This window comes from uncultured Fenollaria sp. (assembly GCF_934202865.1).
GTDB lineage: Bacteria > Bacillota > Clostridia > Tissierellales > Peptoniphilaceae > Fenollaria.
Genome location: NZ_CAKPYL010000016.1, coordinates 1 through 22,332 on the forward strand (window position 1 = coordinate 1; position 22,332 = coordinate 22,332).

At 37.2% G+C, this 22,332-nt stretch carries 23 protein-coding genes and 4 tRNA genes; all 27 read left to right on the top strand.

The genetic code is table 11. The features are described 5' to 3' along the window. The coding region (cbiE, locus tag Q0E71_RS02925) for a precorrin-6y C5,15-methyltransferase (decarboxylating) subunit CbiE (protein WP_294795834.1) at positions 1 to 575 on the top strand (575 nt) is incomplete at its 5' end. Beyond that, a complete protein-coding gene (locus Q0E71_RS02930; RefSeq protein WP_294795836.1) occupies positions 562 to 1,110 on the top strand; it encodes a methyltransferase domain-containing protein in 549 nt (182 codons plus the stop codon). The genes cbiE and Q0E71_RS02930, both read left to right, overlap by 14 nt. Next, positions 1,103 to 1,858, top strand: coding sequence for a precorrin-4 C(11)-methyltransferase (gene cobM / locus Q0E71_RS02935; RefSeq protein WP_294795838.1), 756 nt, complete (start codon positions 1,103 to 1,105; stop codon positions 1,856 to 1,858). The genes Q0E71_RS02930 and cobM overlap by 8 nt, the downstream gene beginning before the upstream one ends. Further along, on the top strand, positions 1,851 to 2,810 hold the full coding sequence (locus Q0E71_RS02940) for a cobalt-precorrin 5A hydrolase (protein WP_294795840.1): 960 nt from the start codon (positions 1,851 to 1,853) through the stop codon (positions 2,808 to 2,810). Before cobM ends, Q0E71_RS02940 begins: the two co-directional genes overlap by 8 nt. Position 2,811: 1 nt before the next feature. Further along, entirely contained in the window at positions 2,812 to 3,531 is a 720-nt protein-coding gene (gene cobJ / locus Q0E71_RS02945; RefSeq protein ID WP_294795842.1) for a precorrin-3B C(17)-methyltransferase, read from the top strand. After that, positions 3,528 to 4,286, top strand: a complete 759-nt coding sequence (cobK, locus tag Q0E71_RS02950; RefSeq protein WP_294795845.1) for a precorrin-6A reductase — start codon at positions 3,528 to 3,530, stop codon at positions 4,284 to 4,286. Before cobJ ends, cobK begins: the two co-directional genes overlap by 4 nt. Then, positions 4,270 to 4,566: a cysteine-rich small domain-containing protein gene (locus Q0E71_RS02955; protein ID WP_294795847.1), complete on the top strand. Its 297-nt coding sequence runs from the start codon at positions 4,270 to 4,272 to the stop codon at positions 4,564 to 4,566. The genes cobK and Q0E71_RS02955 overlap by 17 nt, the downstream gene beginning before the upstream one ends. Further along, complete coding sequence (gene cobU / locus Q0E71_RS02960; protein ID WP_294795849.1) at positions 4,559 to 5,092, top strand: bifunctional adenosylcobinamide kinase/adenosylcobinamide-phosphate guanylyltransferase; 534 nt, start codon at positions 4,559 to 4,561, stop codon at positions 5,090 to 5,092. Before Q0E71_RS02955 ends, cobU begins: the two co-directional genes overlap by 8 nt. Then, on the top strand, positions 5,089 to 5,808 hold the full coding sequence (cobS, locus tag Q0E71_RS02965; RefSeq protein ID WP_294795851.1) for an adenosylcobinamide-GDP ribazoletransferase: 720 nt from the start codon (positions 5,089 to 5,091) through the stop codon (positions 5,806 to 5,808). The genes cobU and cobS overlap by 4 nt, the downstream gene beginning before the upstream one ends. Positions 5,809 to 5,816: 8 nt before the next feature. Continuing rightward, positions 5,817 to 6,389, top strand: coding sequence for a histidine phosphatase family protein (locus tag Q0E71_RS02970; protein ID WP_294795853.1), 573 nt, complete (start codon positions 5,817 to 5,819; stop codon positions 6,387 to 6,389). A gap of 1 nt (position 6,390) precedes the next feature. After that, a complete protein-coding gene (locus tag Q0E71_RS02975) occupies positions 6,391 to 7,170 on the top strand; it encodes a TraX family protein (RefSeq protein WP_294795856.1) in 780 nt (259 codons plus the stop codon). Next, positions 7,170 to 8,048, top strand: coding sequence for an S-layer homology domain-containing protein (locus Q0E71_RS02980; RefSeq protein ID WP_294795858.1), 879 nt, complete (start codon positions 7,170 to 7,172; stop codon positions 8,046 to 8,048). Before Q0E71_RS02975 ends, Q0E71_RS02980 begins: the two co-directional genes overlap by 1 nt. A gap of 125 nt (positions 8,049 to 8,173) precedes the next feature. Further along, entirely contained in the window at positions 8,174 to 8,755 is a 582-nt protein-coding gene (locus Q0E71_RS02985; RefSeq protein ID WP_294795860.1) for a hypothetical protein, read from the top strand. Then, positions 8,755 to 9,633 (top strand): DMT family transporter, encoded by an 879-nt coding sequence (locus Q0E71_RS02990; RefSeq protein ID WP_294795862.1) that lies wholly within the window; start codon positions 8,755 to 8,757, stop codon positions 9,631 to 9,633. The genes Q0E71_RS02985 and Q0E71_RS02990 overlap by 1 nt, the downstream gene beginning before the upstream one ends. Positions 9,634 to 9,865: 232 nt before the next feature. Further along, a tRNA-His gene (locus tag Q0E71_RS02995) sits at positions 9,866 to 9,942 on the top strand. 18 nt (positions 9,943 to 9,960) lie between these two features. Further along, positions 9,961 to 10,037: transfer RNA gene (locus Q0E71_RS03000), tRNA-Lys, on the top strand. A gap of 4 nt (positions 10,038 to 10,041) precedes the next feature. Then, a tRNA-Leu gene (locus tag Q0E71_RS03005) sits at positions 10,042 to 10,125 on the top strand. A gap of 103 nt (positions 10,126 to 10,228) precedes the next feature. Then, positions 10,229 to 10,304: transfer RNA gene (locus tag Q0E71_RS03010), tRNA-Arg, on the top strand. 292 nt (positions 10,305 to 10,596) lie between these two features. Next, complete coding sequence (gene thrS / locus Q0E71_RS03015; protein ID WP_294795864.1) at positions 10,597 to 12,528, top strand: threonine--tRNA ligase; 1,932 nt, start codon at positions 10,597 to 10,599, stop codon at positions 12,526 to 12,528. A gap of 131 nt (positions 12,529 to 12,659) precedes the next feature. Next, on the top strand, positions 12,660 to 13,685 hold the full coding sequence (locus Q0E71_RS03020) for a C40 family peptidase (protein WP_294795866.1): 1,026 nt from the start codon (positions 12,660 to 12,662) through the stop codon (positions 13,683 to 13,685). Between the two features lie 413 nt (positions 13,686 to 14,098). Next, complete coding sequence (recJ, locus tag Q0E71_RS03025) at positions 14,099 to 15,850, top strand: single-stranded-DNA-specific exonuclease RecJ (RefSeq protein WP_294795868.1); 1,752 nt, start codon at positions 14,099 to 14,101, stop codon at positions 15,848 to 15,850. A gap of 4 nt (positions 15,851 to 15,854) precedes the next feature. After that, positions 15,855 to 17,999 carry a bifunctional (p)ppGpp synthetase/guanosine-3',5'-bis(diphosphate) 3'-pyrophosphohydrolase gene (locus Q0E71_RS03030; RefSeq protein ID WP_294795870.1) on the top strand — a complete coding sequence of 715 codons (2,145 nt, stop codon included), beginning with the start codon at positions 15,855 to 15,857 and terminating at the stop codon, positions 17,997 to 17,999. A 2-nt stretch (positions 18,000 to 18,001) separates the two neighbouring features. Further along, positions 18,002 to 18,451, top strand: a complete 450-nt coding sequence (dtd, locus tag Q0E71_RS03035) for a D-aminoacyl-tRNA deacylase (RefSeq protein WP_294795872.1) — start codon at positions 18,002 to 18,004, stop codon at positions 18,449 to 18,451. Further along, entirely contained in the window at positions 18,452 to 19,081 is a 630-nt protein-coding gene (locus Q0E71_RS03040) for an MBL fold metallo-hydrolase (RefSeq protein WP_294795874.1), read from the top strand. 79 nt (positions 19,082 to 19,160) lie between these two features. Continuing rightward, positions 19,161 to 20,327 (top strand): coproporphyrinogen dehydrogenase HemZ, encoded by a 1,167-nt coding sequence (gene hemZ, locus Q0E71_RS03045; protein ID WP_294795876.1) that lies wholly within the window; start codon positions 19,161 to 19,163, stop codon positions 20,325 to 20,327. A 19-nt stretch (positions 20,328 to 20,346) separates the two neighbouring features. Then, complete coding sequence (gene aspS / locus Q0E71_RS03050; protein ID WP_294795878.1) at positions 20,347 to 22,140, top strand: aspartate--tRNA ligase; 1,794 nt, start codon at positions 20,347 to 20,349, stop codon at positions 22,138 to 22,140. Then, the coding region (locus Q0E71_RS03055; RefSeq protein ID WP_294795880.1) for a ThiF family adenylyltransferase at positions 22,118 to 22,332 on the top strand (215 nt) is incomplete at its 3' end. The genes aspS and Q0E71_RS03055, both read left to right, overlap by 23 nt.

Sequence of the window (22,332 nt, forward strand, 5' to 3'; positions counted from 1 at the left end):
GAGTAGGACCAGGTAAAAGTGAATATATGAGCGTAAAAGCTTATAGAACGATTAAAAATGCTTCTAAGGTTTATGCGTTTAAAAGGGTAAAGGAAGAGCTTGAAGATGAATTTACTCATATAAATGAAATTTCTGTAAAGGATCTAAAAAATATTACAGAAGGAGTTTTATTATTATCAGGCGATCCATCTTTTTATGGCGCAGTTGATTACCTAAAGCGTGAGGGTATTGCCATTGACGAGGTGATTCCGTCTATAACAGCTTTTCAATACCTAATGAGCAAGGCACAAGTCAATTGGAACGAGGCAAAAACTTATTCACTTCACGGCAGAGAGCTTGACGATGGCTTCAAGACCATAGTCATGAATAATGATAAGGTAGTAGTTTTGTGCGACAAGGACAATAATCCAAAGGCTATAAAAAAATACTTGGACGAGAAAAATATTAAGAGAAAATATATCGTCGGAACAAATCTATCGCAAAATGGCGAAGCAATTAAGACTTATAACGCGGACGATGAGATTGATATAGAAAATAGTTTATCGGTGGTGATTATTATAAATGAAGTGGTTTAAGGACGAGGACTTCATCAGAGGCGAGGTGCCTATGACGAAGTTTATAAAGAGAAACGCAATAGTGAGCTTACTAGACGTGAGCGAAGACGACAAAGTTTTAGAGATAGGCACGGGCACAGGTAGCGTCACTTGTCAGATGGCCGCCATTTGTAAAGAGGTCACTACTATTGAAAGAGATGACGAGGCCATAAGCGTGGCGAAGAAAAATTTTGAAAAGTTTGGCCTTGATAATATTAAACTCATCAAAGGCAAGGCGCCTGAGGGTATGGATGGAGCTGATTTTAACAAGGTTTACATCGGCGGCTCAGGAAAAAATTTAGAGAGCATTATGGATAAGCTTGATGAAAAAAATAATTTTACTCTAATTGCAAGCTTCATTATTTTTGATAATGCTTATGAGTTTAAAGATTTACTAAAGAAGAAAAATTATAAGAACATTGATACATACATGATAAATGTGTCTAAGGCGGAGAAGCTTGAGATGATGATAGCTGAAAATCCGGTGATTATTGTGAGAGGTGAAAAGAATGATTAGTTTTGTAGGCGCAGGTCCTGGGGACAGTGATTTAATTACAGTTAAGGGACTAAAATTATTAAATGCAGCGGACGTGATTATATATGCTGGCTCCTTAGTATCGAAGGATATACTATCTGGGATAAAAGAGGGAGCAAAGGTATTTGACTCAGCTAAAATGACTTTAGAAGAAGTTATAGAAGAGTTTATTAAGGCAGAGGAAGCTGGTTTAAACACAGTTAGACTACATACAGGCGATCCGAGCATATATGGTGCGATTAAGGAGCAAATCGATACATTTGATTTACTTGGCTACGAATACGAAGTAATTCCAGGCGTTACAAGCGCGACAGCTGCTTGCGCAAGGATAGCTAAGGAATTTACTTTACCTGAAGTAAGTCAAACGCTCATCATCACTCGTATGGAGGGAAGGACTAAGGTGCCTGAAACTGAAAAGCTAGCTGAGCTTGCTAAGCACAAGACATCTATGGCAATATATCTATCGGCTTCACTTACAGAAAAGGTTCAAGAGGCGCTGCTAGAAGGCTACGAATATCCAAATACACCAGTTGTCATCGCTTATAAGGCGACTTGGGCGGACGAAAAAATTATTTATACAAATATCGCAAATCTTGTTAAAGACGCCAAAGAAAACAATATTACTAAGCACGCTCTAATACTTGTTGGCAAATTTATTAACGCTCGTTACGAAAGAAGCAAGCTTTATGACCCAAGCTTCTCGACTGAGTATAGAAAAGCAAATGAATAAGATCATCATCACCTACACTGAAGCTGGCCTTGCTATAGCTAAGACTATAGCAGCTAGCTTTGATGTAGAAATTTTTTATAAGGATAAAAATATTGACAAAGTCTTAGAGGTAAGATGGCCCTTGCTTGAAACGATAATATTCATAAGCGCAACAGGTATAGCTGTTCGTAAGATTGCCCCTTTAATCAAAGACAAGTACACAGATCCAGCAGTTCTTGTGATTGACGACAAGGCAAAGCACGTTATATCGCTTCTCTCTGGTCATATAGGCGGGGCAAATGAACTTGCCATAGATATCGCTAAGACTATAGGCGCCGAGCCAGTCATTACTACAGCGTCTGATAATAGAGGCATAGAAGCGCTCGACATTTACTTAAGGGATAATGATTTTGCCTATAGCTCAAGAGAAGCTCTTACCATAATAATGGGGGCCATAGTAAATAATAAAAAAATTTATCTAGAGGCGAATGATTTTGACTTTAAATATGGTAATTTCACAAACGATAAAAGCGAAGCGGACTACGCCATAATCCAAGATGAAGGATACATGACAAGTGACGATAAAAATACTCTTTACATCATAAGGAAAAAATACAATATGGGCATAGGCTTAAGACGAGGCACGGATTTTGATGTTTTGGAGAAAGCGTTTCATGAAGTTCTTAAGGAGATGGACATAAATCCAAAGGCAATTAAGCGCTTTGGCTCAATCGATATAAAGAAGGACGAGGTCGCTCTACTTGAGCTTTGTAAAAAATACGATAGAGAGCTAATTTTTTTTACAGCAGATGAACTTAACGAGGTAGACGTCACAGAAAAGTCTGATTTTGTTAAGAAGATCACAGGCGCTTACTCAGTTAGCGAGGCAGCGGCGAAACTGCTTGGCGGCAAAATTATTTTATCAAAGAAGATTATCGATTCAATAACATTTTCAATTACAGAGGAGATATAAAATGAATAAATTATATGTTGTGGGCATAGGACCCGGATCAAAAGAGAATATGACTTTTAAGGCGGTAGATGCGATTAAAGAAGCGGATACTATAGTCGCATACACAAAGTACCTTGCCTATGTAGAAGACTTTATCGATGGTAAGGAGATCATCAAAACTGGCATGACAGGCGAAAAAGAAAGATGTCAGCTCGCTATCGACGAGTACAATAAAGGCAAGACTGTTGCCATCATCTCAACTGGTGACTCAGGTCTATATGGCATGGCGGGCCTTGTTTATGAAATAGATCCAAGCATAAACATCGAGGTAGTTCCTGGTGTGAGCGCTGCCTTCTCGTCAGCAAGCGTTGTTGGCGCGCCACTAATGCATGACACAGCTCTAATCAGTTTATCGGACCTACTTACTGATTGGGATCTTATTCTTAAGAGGGTAAGGAACTGCGCTGATGCTGACATGGTCATCGCTCTATACAATCCAAAGAGCAAGAAGAGAGTTGATCACTTAAAGGAAGCGCTTGACATAATTAGGGAGTATAGAGATGCGCAGGCACCTATTGCCATGGTTAAAAATGCTTTAAGAGAAGGCATGGACTATAGGATAGGCACGCTTGATGACGTTGATTATGATTTTTGCGAGATGAACACGACTGTCATCATTGGCAATAGCCAAAGCTATATAAAGAATGGCAAGTTCATTACGCCAAGAGGATATAAGCTATGATACTCATCATTGGCGGCACAAGCGAAGGCGAAGAGATATACGAAAGGCTTAAGGACAAGTACGATTTATATTTATCGGTCGCAACAGAGAGCGGCAAGAAGCTTTATGCGTCGAAGGACCTAATCATGGGCAGAATGAATAAGGACGGCTTTAAAGATTTTATCCAAAAAAACAATATTGACATGATTATAGACGCTTCACATCCATTTGCTGTTGAAGTGACAAAGAATGCTTCAGAAGCTGCTAAAGAGATGAATATAAATTATCTTCGTTATGCGAGAAGCGTTTTGGATTATGAAGAAAAAGATAATATAGTCAGAGTGCCATCGTATGAGGCGGCTTTTAAATATATTGAAACGCTTAAAGAAAAAGAAGAAAATTTTTTATTCACGACTGGTTCGAATAGGATAAAAGATTTTGAAAAAGTGAGGGGCAAGAATAGATTCATCTATAGAGTGCTACCGAGCGCTGAGAGCATAAAGGTTTGCGACGATAATCATATAGAGATGAAAAATATCGTTGCTCAGATGGGCCCATTCACGCTTGAGGAAAATATCGCCTTGATTAAGAGATATGATATAAAATATTTAGTGTGCAAAGAGAGCGGCAAAGTCGGCGGAACTGACGCCAAACTCGATGCTTGTTTACAAACAAATATTATTTGTGTTATAATTACAAGGGAAGAAGAAAATGCTTTACATAGCATTAATGAAGTAATTAATTATGTGGAGGAAAATTATGGAAGATTCTTATAGATTTTTTAATAACAAGAAGTGCGCTTATATGCCATGTCATAAAGTTGATAACACAGAGGATTTCAACTGCTTATTTTGTTACTGCCCTCTTTATCTAATGGAAGAGTGCGGCGGTAATTATAAGATGACAGCAGGCATTAAGGACTGCTCAAACTGCTTGATACCTCATAGACCTAAGGGCTACGACTACATCGTAAACAAGTTTAGAGAGTACAATCAAAAGAAAGCAGACGAGTACATTAAAAATCTTGAAAAAGAAATGAATAAGGACAATGATTAAACTCGTATTAGGCGGAGCGCGAAGCGGCAAAAGTGAGTTTGCTGAAGATATCTATAAGGATATCGACGATGTGACTTACATAGCCACTGCTAAAGCCATTGACAAAGAATTTGCAAATAGAATTGCACTTCACAAGGCAAGACGCAATGCTAAGTGGACTACGATTGAAGCTTATAAGGATTTTGCTAGCATAAATATGAATACTAAGTACTATTTTCTTGATGACGTGACAAATATGCTTACGAATATACTTTTTGATCACTTAGGAGCTAGAGATATTACTGATGAAGATGTAAACTTAGTAGAAAAACTTGTTATAGATGAAATGGCTAAGCTATTTGCAAGGATAAAAGAGATGGATGCTGATATAGTGCTAGTCTCATCAGAGCTAGGTGCAGGACTTGTGCCAGAAGCAAAATTATCGAGACTATTTAGAGACATGCACGGCAAAGTCAATCAATACATCGCGAAGAATGCTGACGAAGTTTATTATGTCATCGCATCGATTGGAGTGAAGATAAAGTGAAGGGGCTAATACTAGCGCTGCAATTCATGACGAGAGTGCCAATCAATATAGGCGTCGATTTTAATAAGAAAAACATAGGAGCAATGCTTTGCTTCTTTCCTTTTATTGGACTGATTATAGGACTATTTACTTTTGTTCCGACAATATTTTTGCGTGATAAGATATCCATGGACCTAGTGGCTCTCTTAAACATCATTTTTTATCTAATGATAACAGGTGCACTACACATGGACGGTCTATCTGATACAGCTGATGCGTTTTTATCAAACAGAAGCAAGGACAGGATGAAGGCCATAATGAAGGACTCTACAGTTGGTACCTTTGGTGTAATCAGCATAGTAATAGTACTTGCGGCAAAATTTTTTGCTTTTAAAGAAATTGCAATTCAAGGTTTTAAATGGGACTATATATTTACATATATTTACTCAAAGACCATTGCTATGAATGCGTTTATCTACTTTAGGAGCGCAGATAGCAGCACTTTGTTCAAGACATTTAAGGAGAGCAGAAATACATTTTTAATTAACTTTATGAACTTAGTCGTGATATGCGCAAGCATCATATTTGACTACAAAGTCTTAGAGTATTTACTTATCGAAGCAATAGTATTTGTGCTTTTGTATTTTATTTCACTTAAGAAGATAGATGGAGCGACAGGAGATACGATTGGCGCATCAGTAGAATTAGCAGAAACAATAAGTTTATTCATAAAATAGGGGGCAATATGAAAATTTATTTAATAAGACATGGGGAGTCTGAAGACAATTTAAATATGATAACGTCAAGGGTCGATACGAAGCTATCGGCGAATGGCAAGGCTCAAGTAAAGACTTTAAGAGATGAGTACGAGGACATTAATGACAAAAAAGTCATCGTATCAAATTTATTTAGAGCGCAAGAGACAGCTGATCTATTAGGCGTTAAGTCATACGAAGTAGACGAGAGAGTTAGGGAGATAGACTTAGGTGACTTTCAAGGACATTCCTTCGAAGAGCTGGAAAGGATATATCCAGAAGAAACAAAGAAGCGCTTTGAAGAGCCATTTACATTTAAATTTCCTGGTGGCGAATCATTTACAGATTTAAGGGAGCGTACAAAAGAATTTTACGAAGAGAAGGTCAAACTTGGTGAGGACATAGTTGTCATCTCACACGAAGGCTTTATCAGAACTATGCTTTCGATAGCTGTCGACAAAGTAGAAGCTTATTACAATTTTAAGATAGAAAACGCTAGGATATGCGAAATTGAAGTTATAGATGGCTTTCCTATCATCAATAAAATAAATTTTGGAGTATAAAATGGAAGCACAATCAAATCTATTAGAAAAGAAAAAAGTTTGGGGACTTAATCAAACACAGCTTAAGCTCATAGCAGTACTATCAATGCTTGTTGACCACTTAGTTTACGGCATATTTGAAGTAGGCTTGTATCAAAACATTATTAGCGCATCAAACATCACTATCGGCGGCTCTTACGTAACTAGTGCCATGATGGAAAAATTAGAGTTTTTCGGTAGGATAGTGATAGGTAGAATTGCCTTTCCATTATTTTGCTTCTTTATAGTTCAAGGTTTTATGCACACAAGAAACAGAATGAAATACGCGCTAAGACTACTTATATTTGCCTTTATATCGGAAGTGCCATTTGACCTAGTTAGTTCAAACACAGTCTTTGATCCAAACTATCAAAACGTGTTCTTCACCTTGTTTTTAGGCTTAGCAGCACTTATCATTATAGAAAAGTTTGCCAATCAGCCGCTAATAAGAATAATTGGTACAATCGCTTGTATAATCGCAGCGAAGTACTTAAGGACTGACTACGATATGTTTGGCGTTATGCTAATTATACTTATGTACTTTGTGAGATTTAATAAGTTCCAAAACTTAATGGTCGGCATGTCGACACGCTACTTCTACGGCTTTTACTATCAAATGACAGCCTTCGCACTAATGTACTTATATAACGGAGAAAGGGGGAAGGGTCTTAAATACTTCTTCTATGCATTCTACCCAGTTCACTTACTATTGATTTATTTCTTGAGAATGTATATAGCAAGTAACCCTATAGCAATATTTTAATGAGAAAGACGATACTTATAATTCTGGCAGCCATGCTAATATCTTTAGTTTCACCTAAGTTAATGGCAGAGGATGCTAGCAAAACTATAAACATAAAAGCAGTAAAATTTGAAGATAATAAAATCGAGATTGAGGTCGATAGCACTGAGCCTTATTTAAGCTTAGAGCTTGACTACAAGAAAGACGCGGGCAAATGGCTTAGCGAAGACTTTGACAATCTCATCACTTTAAATTATAACGAAAAAACTCGTAAGTACGAGCACAAATTTAAAGAGGATATAAAGTTTTCACAAAGCTTTGAGATTAGGCTTAGACCTATAGTAAACGCAGTTAAGGGAGATTTTTCAAATGTGATTGTATTTAAGCATACACTTAACGCGAAGAACTACGATGCATGGGCGGTTGACTTTATACATAAGGCAGATAGCCTTGGACTAGTTATTGAGTCCATGAGAGAGGACATGAAGGCGAGTGCGACTAGATTAGAATTTGTTGAAGCGCTAATCAAGGCCATAGAGTATAAGAAGACTATAAAGGACTATGAGAATGAAGTAGTGAGCGATACGTCATCCATTGCCGTGAAAAAGGCATATAAATTAAAGCTACTGACATATAACGAGGCGAAGACATTTGGCCCTGATAGAAAGATTACGAGAGAAGAGGTAGCCGTGATACTGGATAAGCTATCGAGCGTGATCAAGTTTGAGGACAAGCTCGAGAACAAACTTACTTACAATGACGCGAGCGAATGGGCTCTTGCTTCAATCGATAGCGTGGTTAAGAAGGGACTCATTCTTGGTGACAACAAACAAAGATTCAATCCAAAGAAGAACATGACTAGACAAGAAGTACTAGTAATGGTACTTAGATTAATTTAAAAACATATTGACTGCTGGGCAATGGCTCGGCAGTTTTTTATAGCAGCTATAGCTTATATCACGTGTTGACAATTGCATTCATCAAGTGTATAATATTTATTAGATATCAATTTATGGAGGTTATTATGAAAAAGATACTAATTGCATTACTACTAGCGCTTTCACTACTAAGCGTGGCTTGCTCAGCACCTGCTAGCAAAGACGCTGATAAGAAGACTGATACTGCTAGCACAGAAAAAACTGAAGAAAAAGATGCAGCTGATGATAAGAAGGCTGAAGAAGAAACAAATGAAGAAAGTGGCGACATGAAGGATAAAGTTAATATCAAGTACTTTGATGACTTTAAAGATGGCGAGCTACTTGCTATAGCAAACATCACTAATAACAATGACAAAGAAGATTTATTCGCTGCATACAATGTAAAAGAACTACTTCTTAGTGAAAATGATGACGCAAAAGAATATTTAATCATACCTAAGGACGACAAGACTGATTTAATAATCAAGGAAAAGGACTCTGAGGGAGATGGCGAATCATTTACTTTAGGTAAGAAGTTTGGACTTAAGCTAGCTATATCAGATGCGGATCTTGAAAAATTTGTCTTCACCATAAAGAATGGTGACAATACTAAAGACTTCAGCATGAAGCTTAAAGAAGACGGTAGCTTAGATCTAGATAAAGAAATAATCGAGGTTGTGTTTAAATAATGAACGATAAGACAAAAGGTATTTTGTGTATGGTGGCATCTGCACTAGCATTTTCGCTAATGCAGATTGCTGTCAAACTTACTTCAGACAATGTAAGTATATTTTTACAAGTTGTGTTCAGAAACTTTTTATTATCAATATTTAGCATTGTAATGCTTAAAAAGCATAGAGAAAGTCTAGTTCCTGTTAAAGAACATAGAGTTGCTCTATTTTTTAGAGGCTTTTTAGGTTTATTTGGCGCAGTTATGTACTTTTATGCAACAAAGAATCTGCCAACAGCAAACGCAGCCATCTTACAAAAGAGCTCACCCTTCTTTGTAATGATATTTGCGGCGATATTCTTAAATGAAAAATTAACAAGATTTCATATTATGTCATTATTAGTTGCCTTTGTGGGCGCTTATCTAGTAACTAACCCATCAGGTAACTATAATCTGATACCAGCCTTATCAGGTATATTCTCAGCCATATTTGCAGCAGGAGCCTATACTATCATCGGTAAGCTTGGTAAGAGCGAGAACCCATATAGAATCATGCTAGCCTTTGGCGCTGTTACGTGTATTTGCTTATTTGTTCCGCTTGTACTCACATACAAAAGTCCACTTCCAATCGACTGGCTATGGCTAGTCTTAATAGGTGTATTTGGAGGCTTGGGTCAATATTTGTTAACAATTGCTTATTTATATGCACCAGCAGGCGAGGTAAGTATATATAATTACACATCAGTAATATTCTCAGCAATACTTGGCTTTATCATATTTAGAGACAAAATTGAAACTATAGAGTATATAGGTATAGCACTAATATTGCTTTCAGCTGTAATACTATTCTTATACAACCAAAAGAACCTTGGACGCTTCGAAATTAAAAAAAAGTAAAGAATTTTTAAAAAAACTATTGACAAAGAGACTTAATAGATGTATAATTAACGAGTGCTTGATGAGATTAGGCACTTGCTAAGACGCAAATAAAAGAAATTAAAGAAAAGTAAAGATTTTTTTAAAAAGGTCTTGACAAGCTTTCTTTTATTTGTTATAATGGCAAAGTACTTGTTAAGAGAACTAACTACTTTGGCCGAAGATAGTAAGTGATCTTAATTCCAGAGATATGGTGGGTATAGCCTAGTTGGTTAGGGCGCCAGATTGTGGCTCTGGAGGTCATGAGTTCGAATCTCATTATCCACCCCATAATTTTTTTAAAAATTTGGTCCATTAGCTCAGCCGGCCAGAGCACCTGACTTTTAATCAGGGTGTCCCGCGTTCGAGTCGCGGATGGATCACCAACATGCGGGAGTGGCGGAATTGGCAGACGCGCTAGACTTAGGATCTAGTGTCAACGACGTGGGGGTTCAAGTCCTCTTTCCCGCACCAAAAGAAGTGTTCGCACTTCTTTTTTTTATACATAAATTCTTTTACAAATCCATTGAAATAATCATCGCAAGGCCATTACTATAAAGATGATTAATAACTATTTGCATCTATAGCTCAGTGGATAGAGCGGCCGACTCCGGATCGGCAGGCCAAAGGTTCGACTCCTTTTAGATGCGCCAAAAAATTCTTGACAAAGCAAAGTCTTTGTGATAGTATATAATAAATCAATACTTAAAGATAATGAGAGGAAGAGTAGTATACTTAAGCTTATCAAGAGAGGGAATGCTGGCTGTGATTTTCCTATAAGCACTTATATGAAGACTAACCTTGAATCGGATCCGAAAGGAATCACGGAGTGGAGCACGTTATAGCTCTAGAAAGAAGTAATTAGGGTGGAACCACGGTCTCATCGTCCCTTGAGGGATGGTGGGCTTTTTTTTATTTCACCAGAAGATATTATAGGAGGTAAAAATGTCAAAGATTATTGTAACACTACCTGATGACTCTAAAAGAGAGTATGACAAAGGAGTCAAGCTTTATGATGTGTGCAAGGACATATCAGAAGTATTATTAAGAGATGTTTTAGGAGCAGTTGTCAATGGCACAACTATGGGCCTACAAGAAACACTTGAAGAAGATAGTAAAGTAAAATTCGTTAAGTTTGAAGACAAGGAAGGCAAGGCTATATTCTGGCATACATCAGCTCACCTTATGGCTTACGCAATACAAAGATTATACAAGGATGTTAAGTTCGCCATCGGTCCATCAATTGACGAAGGTTTTTACTACGACTTCGATACAGAACATAGATTTGTTCCTGAAGATTTTGAAAAGATAGAAAAAGAAATGACTGCCATAGTTAAAGAGGGCGGCGTTCTTGAAAGATACGAAATGCCTAGAGACGAAGCGATTGAACACTTTAAGAAGCTTGGAGAAAAATATAAAGTAGAATTAATCGAAGATCTTCCAGAAGATGCTCATATATCATTCTACAAATTAGGTGACTTCGTTGATTTATGTAAGGGACCTCACCTATATGACATCTCAAAGATTAAAGCGTTTAAATTACTTTCAATTGCAGGCGCTTATTGGAGAGGCGACGAGCACAATGAAATGCTTCAAAGAATTTACGCTGTTTCTTTCCCTAAGAAGAAGATGCTTGACGAGCACCTAGCAAGACTTGAAGAAGCAAAGCTTAGAGATCACAGAAAGATTGGTAAAGAGATGGATTTATTCAGCATGCATGACGAAGGACCAGGCTTCCCATTCTTCCATCCAAATGGAATGGTTGTTAGAAACGAGCTTTTATCATGGTGGAGAGACGTTTTAGCTAAGAACGGTTATGGAGAAATACTAACACCTATCATCTTAAACGAAGATTTATGGCACAGAAGCGGCCACTGGGATCACTATAAAGAAAATATGTATTTTACTAAGATAGATGATAAAGATTACGCAATCAAACCAATGAACTGCCCAGGCTCAACTATAGTATACGCAAACAGCCAACACTCATACAAAGAGCTTCCAATTAGACTTTCTGAGTTTGGTCAAGTACACAGACACGAGCTTTCTGGTACATTACACGGATTATTTAGAGTAAGAACATTTACTCAAGATGATGCGCACGTATATTGCTTGCCATCACAAGTTGAAGACGAAGTATTTAAGATGATAGACTTAGCTGACTACTTATACAGCACATTCGACTTTAAATACACAGTTGAGCTATCAACAAGACCAGATGACTTCATGGGCGAGATAGAAACTTGGAATATAGCCGAAGCGGCACTTAAGTCAGCACTTGAAAAGAAAGGCATTGAATATGCTATAAACGAAGGTGACGGCGCTTTCTACGGCCCTAAGATTGACTTCCACTTAGAGGACGCTATAGGAAAAACTTGGCAATGCGGAACTATACAACTAGATTTCCAAATGCCAATTAACTTCGATTTAACATATATCGATGAAAACGGCGAAAAGAAGAGACCAGTTATGCTTCACAGAGCTTTACTTGGCTCATTAGAAAGATTCTTAGGAGCACTTATCGAAAAATTTATCGGCAAGTTCCCACTATGGCTTGCACCAGTACAAGTGAAAGTATTATCAATATCAGAAAAGTTCAATGACTATGCAAAATCAGTTTATGACGAGCTAAAAACTCATGGATATAGAGCTGTTCTTGATGACAGAAATGAAAAGATTGGCAAGAAGATAAGAGAAGCACAAGTAGAAAAAGTTGAGTATATGTTAATAATAGGAGAAGAAGAAGCAAGTACAAAGACAGTAACTATTAGACATAGAGATCTAGGTGACCAAGGAAAAGTGTCACTAGAAGACTTTATGGCTAGAATCAGAAAAGAAATTGATAATAAAGAAATAGTTAAGAAAGAAGAAAAATAATATACTACTAAAGTATGAAAAATAATAAAAAATAGAAAAATTTATTCAAGAATCAAGGGAATTTTTATAAAACCCTTGATTTTTTTTGCATTTTATTATAAAATAACTAGTACCTAAGGGAGGTAATGCAAATGAAGAATTCAAATCACAGATCATGCGTCCTGCTAGTTTCTTTATTCCTAATATCACTGATCGGATTTAAAGACTACGGCGTTATGGTTAAACCTTTCGTTAGCAAAGACAATGTAAAATTTGACGATAAAGAAATTGTTAACATAATAAATGAAGATAATGACTCATATACAGTTAGTAAAAGCGGTAAGGCTGTTAAGCTTACAAAGGAGTCACTTATTGTGACACAAAAAGATACTAATAAGTATAGAGTAGTTTCATTCACAGGCATATCAGCTTCACAAGGAGTTGCTCCTTTTGATTACTTAATGCCTGGAGAAATTGTCGAGCTTCTACATACTGGTACAGATGGCTGTATATTTTCAGACTCAAAGATGAGAGTTGGTTTTGTAGAAATTAAAGACTTGGAAAATATTAAAGAAGCGAATACTACAGAAGCATACTCAAAGGTCAATAAGACACTTAAGTCTGGAGATAAAACTCTTGTACTAAAGAAGAATGATAAGGTTAATATACTTAGCTATGATGGTAAGACATACACTTTAAGTGATGGCACTAACACATTCATAGCACATAAGAATGATATTTCCTTAAGTGAAATAACAGAAGAAGCAGAAAGCGTAGACAGATCAGCTTACGCTGGACGCAAAGATGTTACAGGCCTTGTAGAATTTGCCAAAGCGCAAATAGGCAAGCCATACGTATACGCAACAGCTGGTCCTGACAGCTTTGACTGTTCGGGCTTAGTTTACTATTGCTATAAGAACGTCTTGAACATAAATGTTTCAAGATCATCATCAGCACTTGTTTCATGTGGAGTGCCTGTTGAAAAGGAAAACCTATTACCAGGAGATATACTTTTATTCAACACTTACGGCAAAGGTATTTCACACGCAGGTATATATATTGGCGACGGTAAGATGGTTCACGCATCAAGCGGAAAGATGATGAGCGTTGTAATATCTGATGTTAATTCAGGATATTACTTAGAAAGATTTGTTGCAGCAAGAAGAGTAATTAAATAATTTATATTGAGCTCCTATTTTGGAGCTCTTTTTCATGCTAATGACGCAATGTCTTTGCAAGTATTTCATTTAAGAGGTCTAGATTTAATCTAGGCCTTTTCTCTTATGCAAAAATCGATTTAGACGTGTTAAGAGTATATTTCTAAGACAAATGCCGCGCGAATGATATATGACGGGCGGATGGCATATGACGGGCATATGATATATGACGGGTAAATGATGTATGACGGGCGGATGGCATATGACGAGCGGATGACGTATGACGAGCAGATGGTGTATGACGGGCGGATGATATGTGCCGCGCGAAGCTATTAAAAAAAGACTAAAGCAATATTGATTTACTTTATAAAAAATGCTTTTAATATATAGTATTTTATGATATAATAATTAAATATAGATAATGGGGTTATTGTATGCAAAAATGGTTTTTGAAAAACAGAAATGCTGAGAACTATTCAGCAGTTAAGAGCATAGTAAAGGATGATCTACTAGCAAAAGTTCTTTGCAATAGAGGCGTTGTCGATGCTGATGAAGTCATTGATTACTTAAACGATGATTACACAAAGATTTACAGAACTGACGGTCTTCCCGATATGGATGTCGCGCGCGAAATTATAAAGGACGCTATTGATAATCACAAGAAGATTAGAATCGTTGGTGATTATGACTCGGACGGCATCATGTCTACTACGCTTTTACTAAGAGGTCTTAAGTCCTTCGGGGCAGAGGCTAGCTTTGAAGTGCCTGACAGAAAGGCGGATGGCTACGGCATCAATAAGCGTATAATTGATGGCTGTCTTAAAGATGGCGTTTCAGTTATAATTACTTGTGACAATGGTGTATCAGCCTTTGAAGCAGTGAAATATGCCAAAGATAATGGCATCAAAGTCATTGTTACTGACCACCATTTACCAAAAATTGAAGATGGCAAAGAAATTTCTGTTGAAGCAGATGCAATAATCGACCCAAAAGTAGAAAAATCATCCTATCCATTCAAGGAGATATGCGGAGCTTTTGTCGCTTTTAAATTAATTACATATATTAGCAAAGACTACGACTTTAATCCTGATTTAATTGATGAAATTATTCAGTATGCAGCTTTTGCGACTATAACAGACATCATGCCGCTGCTTGATGAAAACCGTGACCTTGTAAAAAGAGGCTTGGAGCTAATGAACTCAAGACCAGCCAAGGTATTTTATCGCTTGAAAAACGAGTTAAAAGTCGATAAGGAGATCAATGTATTTCATATTGGCTTTATCTTGGGCCCATCAGTCAACGCAATAGGCAGGCTAAGCAATGCAAACCACGCTATTGCGGCCTTTGAATCTTGCGATGACGATAGTATAATTGCTATTTGCAAGGAATTATACGCGCTTAATCAAGAGAGAAAAGATTTGACAGAGCTTGGCTACGATGTGGCAATTAAAGAGATAGAAGCAGATGACGCTTTTGAGGACAAGGACATAATCATAGTTAAGTCTAAAGACATAGAAAGAAGCGTCGCGGGCATCGTTGCTGGCAGGCTTAAGGAAAGGTACTACAAACCAGCCATAGCCTTATACGAAGAAGATGGCATCCTATATGGTTCGGCAAGATCTATTGAGGAATACAATATCTTTGATGAGCTAAACAAGGCGAAGGAGCTTTTAAATGGCTTCGGTGGACATAAACTGGCGGCGGGACTTGAATTAAAACTTGATAATTATGACGATTTTGTCACACTTATAAATGAAAATTCAACGCTAACAGACGAAGATAAGATAGAAAAGATATATATCGATGCCTTTTATCCAATTGATTTTCAAAAATTTTCGACTTACGATACGATTGAAAAGTTAAAACCATTTGGAGAGAAGAATCCTGCAGTACTATTTGCAGATAAAGACCTTGTTTTAAAGGATATAAGCGTTTTTGGACAGAATCGCAGCGTGATAAAGCTAAAATTTAGAACTAAGCTTGATAATATAATGACGGCTATACTATTCTACAAGGAAGATGAATTTAAAAAAGACTACGAAGATCAGTTTAACTCTGATATATACAGAGATTTAGCAAGTGGCAAGGTGATAATTATGGACATTTGCTACAATCTAAGGATTAATGAGTACATGAATAACAAAAATCTTGAAATAAATATTAAGCACTTTAGATTTAGGAGGTGAGCTTATGATAGAAGATTTAATTAAAATTATTGAAAAATACATGACCGAAGAGGAAGTTGCCTTTGTTATGAAGGCTTATGAATACGCTAAGGCGATGCATAAGGATCAAAAGAGAAAGTCTGGCGAGCCTTATATAATTCACCCTGTCAATGTCGCTATCATACTCGCTGACCTAGATATGGACGTCGAGACCATCATAGCTGCGCTTCTTCATGACGTGGTTGAGGATACGCCTGCGACTTATGATGATGTAAAGAACATGTTCTCAGAGGACATTGCAAATATTGTCGATGGTGTAACTAAATTAAATAAATTAAATTACAAGAGCTCTGAAGATTTTCAAGCGGAAAATCTTAGAAAGATGATTCTTGCTATGAATAATGACATCAGAGTCATAATTGTAAAGCTTGCGGACAGGCTACATAATCTTCGTACGCTTGAGTATATGAATGAGGAAAAGCAAAAGCAAAAGGCTAAGGAAACTATAGAGATATATGCGCCACTTGCTGGTAGACTCGGAATTTTCAAGATTAAGTGGGAACTTGAGGATTTATCTTTAAGGTATCTTGATCCAGAAGGCTACTACGACTTGGTCGAGAAGATCAACAAGAAGAGGAGCGAGCGCGAGAAAGAGATCAATGAGATTATAAAGGCTATATCTACTGAGCTTGATAAGCAAGAGCTTCACTACGACATAAGCGGTAGGCCGAAGAATTTCTACAGCATATACAAGAAGATGAATGGCAAAAACAAGAGCTTTGAGAGCATATATGATTTGATTGCTGTGAGGATTTTGGTCGATACGGTTAAGGACTGCTACGCTGTTTTAGGTATAGTTCACTCGATGTGGAAGCCGCTTCCAGGCAGATTCAAAGACTATATCGCTATGCCTAAGCCAAACATGTATCAATCCTTGCACACAACTGTTATTTCTGACACTGGCGAGATATTTGAGATACAGATCAGGACTTATGAAATGCATGAAGTGGCCGAATATGGTATCGCTGCGCATTGGAAATATAAGGGCGGAAAGGCTCAAGGCAAGGACGTTGATAATAAGCTTGACTGGCTAAGGCAATTGCTTGAGTGGCAAAAAGACTTAAAGGATCCAAAAGAATTTATTGACACATTAAAGATAGACTTTTTCGATGACGAGGTCTTCGTATTTACGCCTAATGGTGATGTTGTCGACCTTCCAGAAGGCTCGACTCCAGTCGACTTTGCCTATAGAGTACACACAGGCGTTGGTAACACTTGTGTTGGAGCTAAAGTTGACTCAAGGATAGTCCCACTAAACTATAAGCTTAAGAATGGTAATATCGTCGAGATTATCACGCAAAAATCGGCTTCTGGTCCAAGTAGAGACTGGCTAAAATTTGTAAAGAGCCCAAGAGCTAAGCAAAAGATTAAACAATGGTTTAAGTCTAAAGAAAAAGACATCAGCATAGAGAAGGGCAAGGAGCTATTTGACAGAGAAGCGAAAAAGCTTGGCCTTGATACAAATATTCTCGATAATGAAAAGATTTATAATAAATTAGCAAAAGAGCTTTCACTTAACTCTATTAGTGATTTATTCGCATCCATTGGCTATGGCAATTTTAAAGAGAAGCTTGTAATTAATAAGATTTTAAATATAAAAAATGCTATTGAAAATATTGGACTAACAAAGAATGAGGACGATTATCTTAAGAGTTCTTCATCAAAGAAAGATGCTACAGGCGTTAGGATAGATGGCCTTGAGGGCATGAAGATAAAGTTTGCTAAGTGCTGTAACCCAGTGCCCGGCGACGAAATTATTGGTTTTGTAACAAGGGGCTATGGTGTTTCAATACACAGAAAGGACTGCACAAACATTGCCAATTTCTTAGACTCAGACAGATGTCTTGAGGCAGAATGGGATGCGGCAGCGAGTGAAAAGTTCCTTGCAAATGTTACAATCAGAGCGGTTGACAGAACTGGAATACTTTCAGAGATAACTGCTATGGCAAAAGAAGCAAATGTTGGTATACAATCACTTAGCGCAAAGAGCAATACCATCAGCGATATATTTATATATCTAACATTTGAAGTAGTGGGGAAGGATGAGCTTGACAAGATGATACAAAAGCTTAAGACTATAAACGGTGTTTTGGATGTGTACAGGTCATAGATATGAGAGTAGTTGTACAAAGAGTAGAAGAAACTCGTTTAGAAGTTGATGAAAAAGTAATTAGCGAGATTAATGGCGGCCTTTTGGTCTACATCGCAGTTGAGGACGACGATACAGAGGCAGATCTTGATTATATCTTCAAAAAAGTGACAAATCTAAGGATATTTTCCGACGAAGATGACAAGATGAACCTATCTGTTCAAGACATAAGTGGCGAGATACTGCTTGTTTCGCAGTTCACTCTATATGGCGATGCTAGAAAGGGCAATAGACCAAACTTTATGAAGAGCGCCAAAGCTGAAAAGGCTGAGAGCTATTACGAAAAATTTAAAGAGAAATTAAAGATAAGTGAAATAAAATTTCAATCGGGCGTTTTTGGAGCGGATATGCATATACACGCACATCTATCGGGACCGGTTACTATATTATTAGATTCAAAGAAGGAGTTTTAGATGAATATTTTTAAGAAAAATGTTGGGGTTTATGGATCAAATTCATATATCATAAGTAATGATGCTGGCGACGCTATAATCATAGACGTTGGTGGCAGCGCAGATGATTTATACGCTTACATCAAAGAGCATAATTTAAATCTAAAGGCAATACTACTCACACATGGTCACTTTGATCACGTTTTGGGCGTAAACGCATTAAGAGAGTTGACAGGAGCACCATCATATATATCAAAAGACGATTTAGAGATGACACAAAAAACTGATTTTATGTTAAATGAGAAGATGAGAAATTATATCGATGAGCCCATCAATATAGACCACACAATTGATGAAGAAGGTACTTTGAAATTTGGCGATATCGAAGTTAATGTCATTAAGACACCTGGCCACACAAAGGGCGGTTTAACATATCAAATCGAGGACGGTCTATATGTTGGTGACACGATATTCTTCCACTCAGTTGGTAGAAGCGACCTATATGGCGGCAATGAAGCTGAACTTATCGATTCTGTTAATAGAGTTTTGGCTTTAGAAGGTAATTACACAATATATCCAGGTCACAGCATGAACACTACTTCTGATGAGGAAAGGGCTAACAATCCTTACGTAAATGCTAAGAGAAGCTAGTATAAAGAGGATAAAGGAGCTCTTTTGGGAGTTTCAAAATATCAGGTCCGGCATTTCTTATGAAATTTTGGATGATGGTGTGAAATTTTCTATAGATGGCAAAGAGAGGACGCTTACGGGTTTTGATACGCTTAGCAATAATGAGATGAAGGCACTTATATATGAGGAGTTCTTAAAGGAAGACATAAGTCTTCCTTGGGGCATACTCACTGGGATTAAGCCTTTAAAGCTATATGCAAAGGCAGATGATAAAGAGGCTTTCAAGGAAAAATTTTTTATCTCAGATGAAAAGTTTGAGCTAATGGCGAGAACTTACAAGAATCAGCATCTTTGCTTCGAGCCAAAATATAGCTTATATATACACATACCATTTTGCAAAGGGATTTGCTCATACTGTTCATTTTACACAAATGATATCACGAAGAAAGCTTATGATTTTACAAAGTACATTGACGCTGTTATCGATGAGATGAAGTTTGAGAGCAAATTAAGAGATATATCGGAGCCGGACAGCATATACATAGGTGGCGGAACGCCATCTGCAATTGATAAGGCTAATATAGAGAGGCTATTAAAATACATTAGTGAAAATTATAAATTTAAAGAGCTGACCTTTGAGTGCGGCAGAGCCGATACTATGGATAAGGAGCTACTTGATATACTTGAAAAATACGGTGTAAATAGAATTTGTATCAATCCACAGACTATGAATGAAGAGACGCTTAAAAGAGTTCATAGGCGCGCGAGCCTTGATGAGCTTAAAATGCTTTATGAACTTGCTAGGGGCTATGATTTTGACATCAATATGGACCTCATTATTGGTCTTGAAGGAGAAAAGAGAGATGATTACATTAACTCGGTTAAAAAGCTTATAGCTATGAGACCAGAGTCCATCACCATACACAATTTGGCTCTAAAGAGAAGAGCAGTTCTAGCTCAAAATGACTTTAAGCTCGAGAACATCGATTTATCTAAAGAGCTTTATACCATGCTTTATGAGGCGGGCTACGAGCCTTATTACATGTACAGGCAGAAGATGACAAACTCAAATCTCGAGAACGTCGCTTTTTCACTAAGTGGCAAGGCGTCCATTTACAATGTGATTTCGATGAACGATTTGACGAGTATATACGCTTTTGGCGCTGGAGCCGTATCAAAATACATTGACAAGGATAATTTAGAGCGCAAATTTAATTACAAAGACATTGATTTGTATATAAAAAACGTTTATAATAAAGATATATAGTATTATTGGGAGGATATTTATGGAAACAATGGGAAACTTACGCAGGAGTGACTACTCCGGCGAACTAAGAATGAAGGACATAGAAAGGGAAGTTGTACTAATGGGTTGGGTGCAAACTCAAAGAAACCTAGGACAACTTATCTTTGTTGACATAAGAGACATCAGTGGTATATCTCAAGTCGTTTTTGATGAGACCATCTCTAAGGATGTCTTCGAAAAGGCTAAGGGACTTAAGGGCGAATACGTTATAGCCGTTAGAGGCAAGGTTAGAGAGAGATCTCAAAAGAATCCTCATATCCCAACTGGCGATATCGAAATTTTAGCCGAAGAACTTAAAATACTTGATACAGCTCAAACTCCACCTATTTACGTAAAAGACGATGACAATGTAGGTGAGCAAATGAGACTAAAATACAGATTCTTAGACTTAAGAAAGCCATTCATGCAAAAAACTCTTATGACAAGAGCAAAAATTTACAAAGCCTTCAGAGACTTTTTAAATGACAATAGATTTATAGAGATAGAAACACCTATACTTGGCAAATCTACTCCAGAAGGAGCTAGAGACTATATCGTTCCAAGTAGAGTTAACCCTGGAAAGTTCTTTGCCTTGCCACAATCTCCGCAATTATTCAAGCAATTACTAATGGTTTCAGGCATGGATAGATACTACCAAATCACTAAGTGCTTCAGAGACGAAGACCTTAGAGCCAACAGACAACCAGAGTTTACTCAAGTCGATATTGAAATGAGCTTTGTTGATGAAGATGATGTTATGTCAATCAATGAAAAGCTTATAGCACATATATTTAAAGAGATTTTGGATATAGATATCAAGCTTCCTCTAAGAAGAATGCCATTTGACGAAGCGATGGATAAGTACGGTGTTGACAAACCAGACTTAAGATTTGGCTTCTTGATCCATGATGTGAGCAGCATATTCAAAAACAGCGGCTTTAAGGTATTTAAAGATACAGTTGACGCTGGTAATATGGTTAATGCAATCAATATTGACGGCTACCAAGATAAGTTCACTAGAAAAGATATCACTAAGCTAGAAGATTTTGCAAAGACATTTGGAGCAAAGGGACTTGCTTGGGTGAAGTATGTTGATAATGAATTTACTGGCCCTATAGCAAAATTCTTTACAGATGAAGAAAAAGAAGCTCTTATTAAAGAGATGGATATAAAGAACAATGATTTAATTTTATTCGTTGCAGATAAAAAATCTGTTGTTAAGAAGACTCTTGGCAACTTAAGAAATGAAATTGCAAAAGAATTAAACCTAAATGATCCAGACAAGTTTGAACTACTTTGGATTACAGACTTCCCATTATTTGAATACAGCGAAGAAGAAGGCAGATACATGGCTATGCACCATCCATTCACACATCCAAAGATTGAGGACATACCATATATCGAAGAAAGAAAAGATACTGTTAAGGCAAAAGCATACGACATCGTTATCAACGGCGAAGAAATTGGCGGAGGAAGTATAAGAATTAATAACTCCGATCTACAAGAAAAGATGTTCAAGGCACTTGGTTTTACTAAGGAAAGAGCTGAAGAACAATTTGGTTTCTTCATCGAGGCCTTTAAGTATGGAGCTCCACCACATGGAGGCATTGCTTATGGTCTTGATAGATTCGTTCAATTACTTACAAAGCATGACAATATCAAAGACGTTATCGCTTTCCCTAAGACACAATCAGCAACAGACCTATTGACAGGCGCACCAAGTGAAGTTGATGAAAAGCAATTACATGAAGTATCAATAAAGGTTGATATAAATGAAGCCGCAAAGAACGATTAGGACGAGAGTTGTATTAGGAGACAAAGTTTACAATAGTTTTAAAGATGTAAATGTTTTAATAGTCGGCATAGGCGGCGTTGGTTCATTTACTTTAGAGTCCTTAGTTCGCTTTGGTATTGAGCATATCACCATAGTTGATTTTGATACGGTAAGTGAATCCAATATCAATAGGCAGCTCTTAGCCCTTGAAGA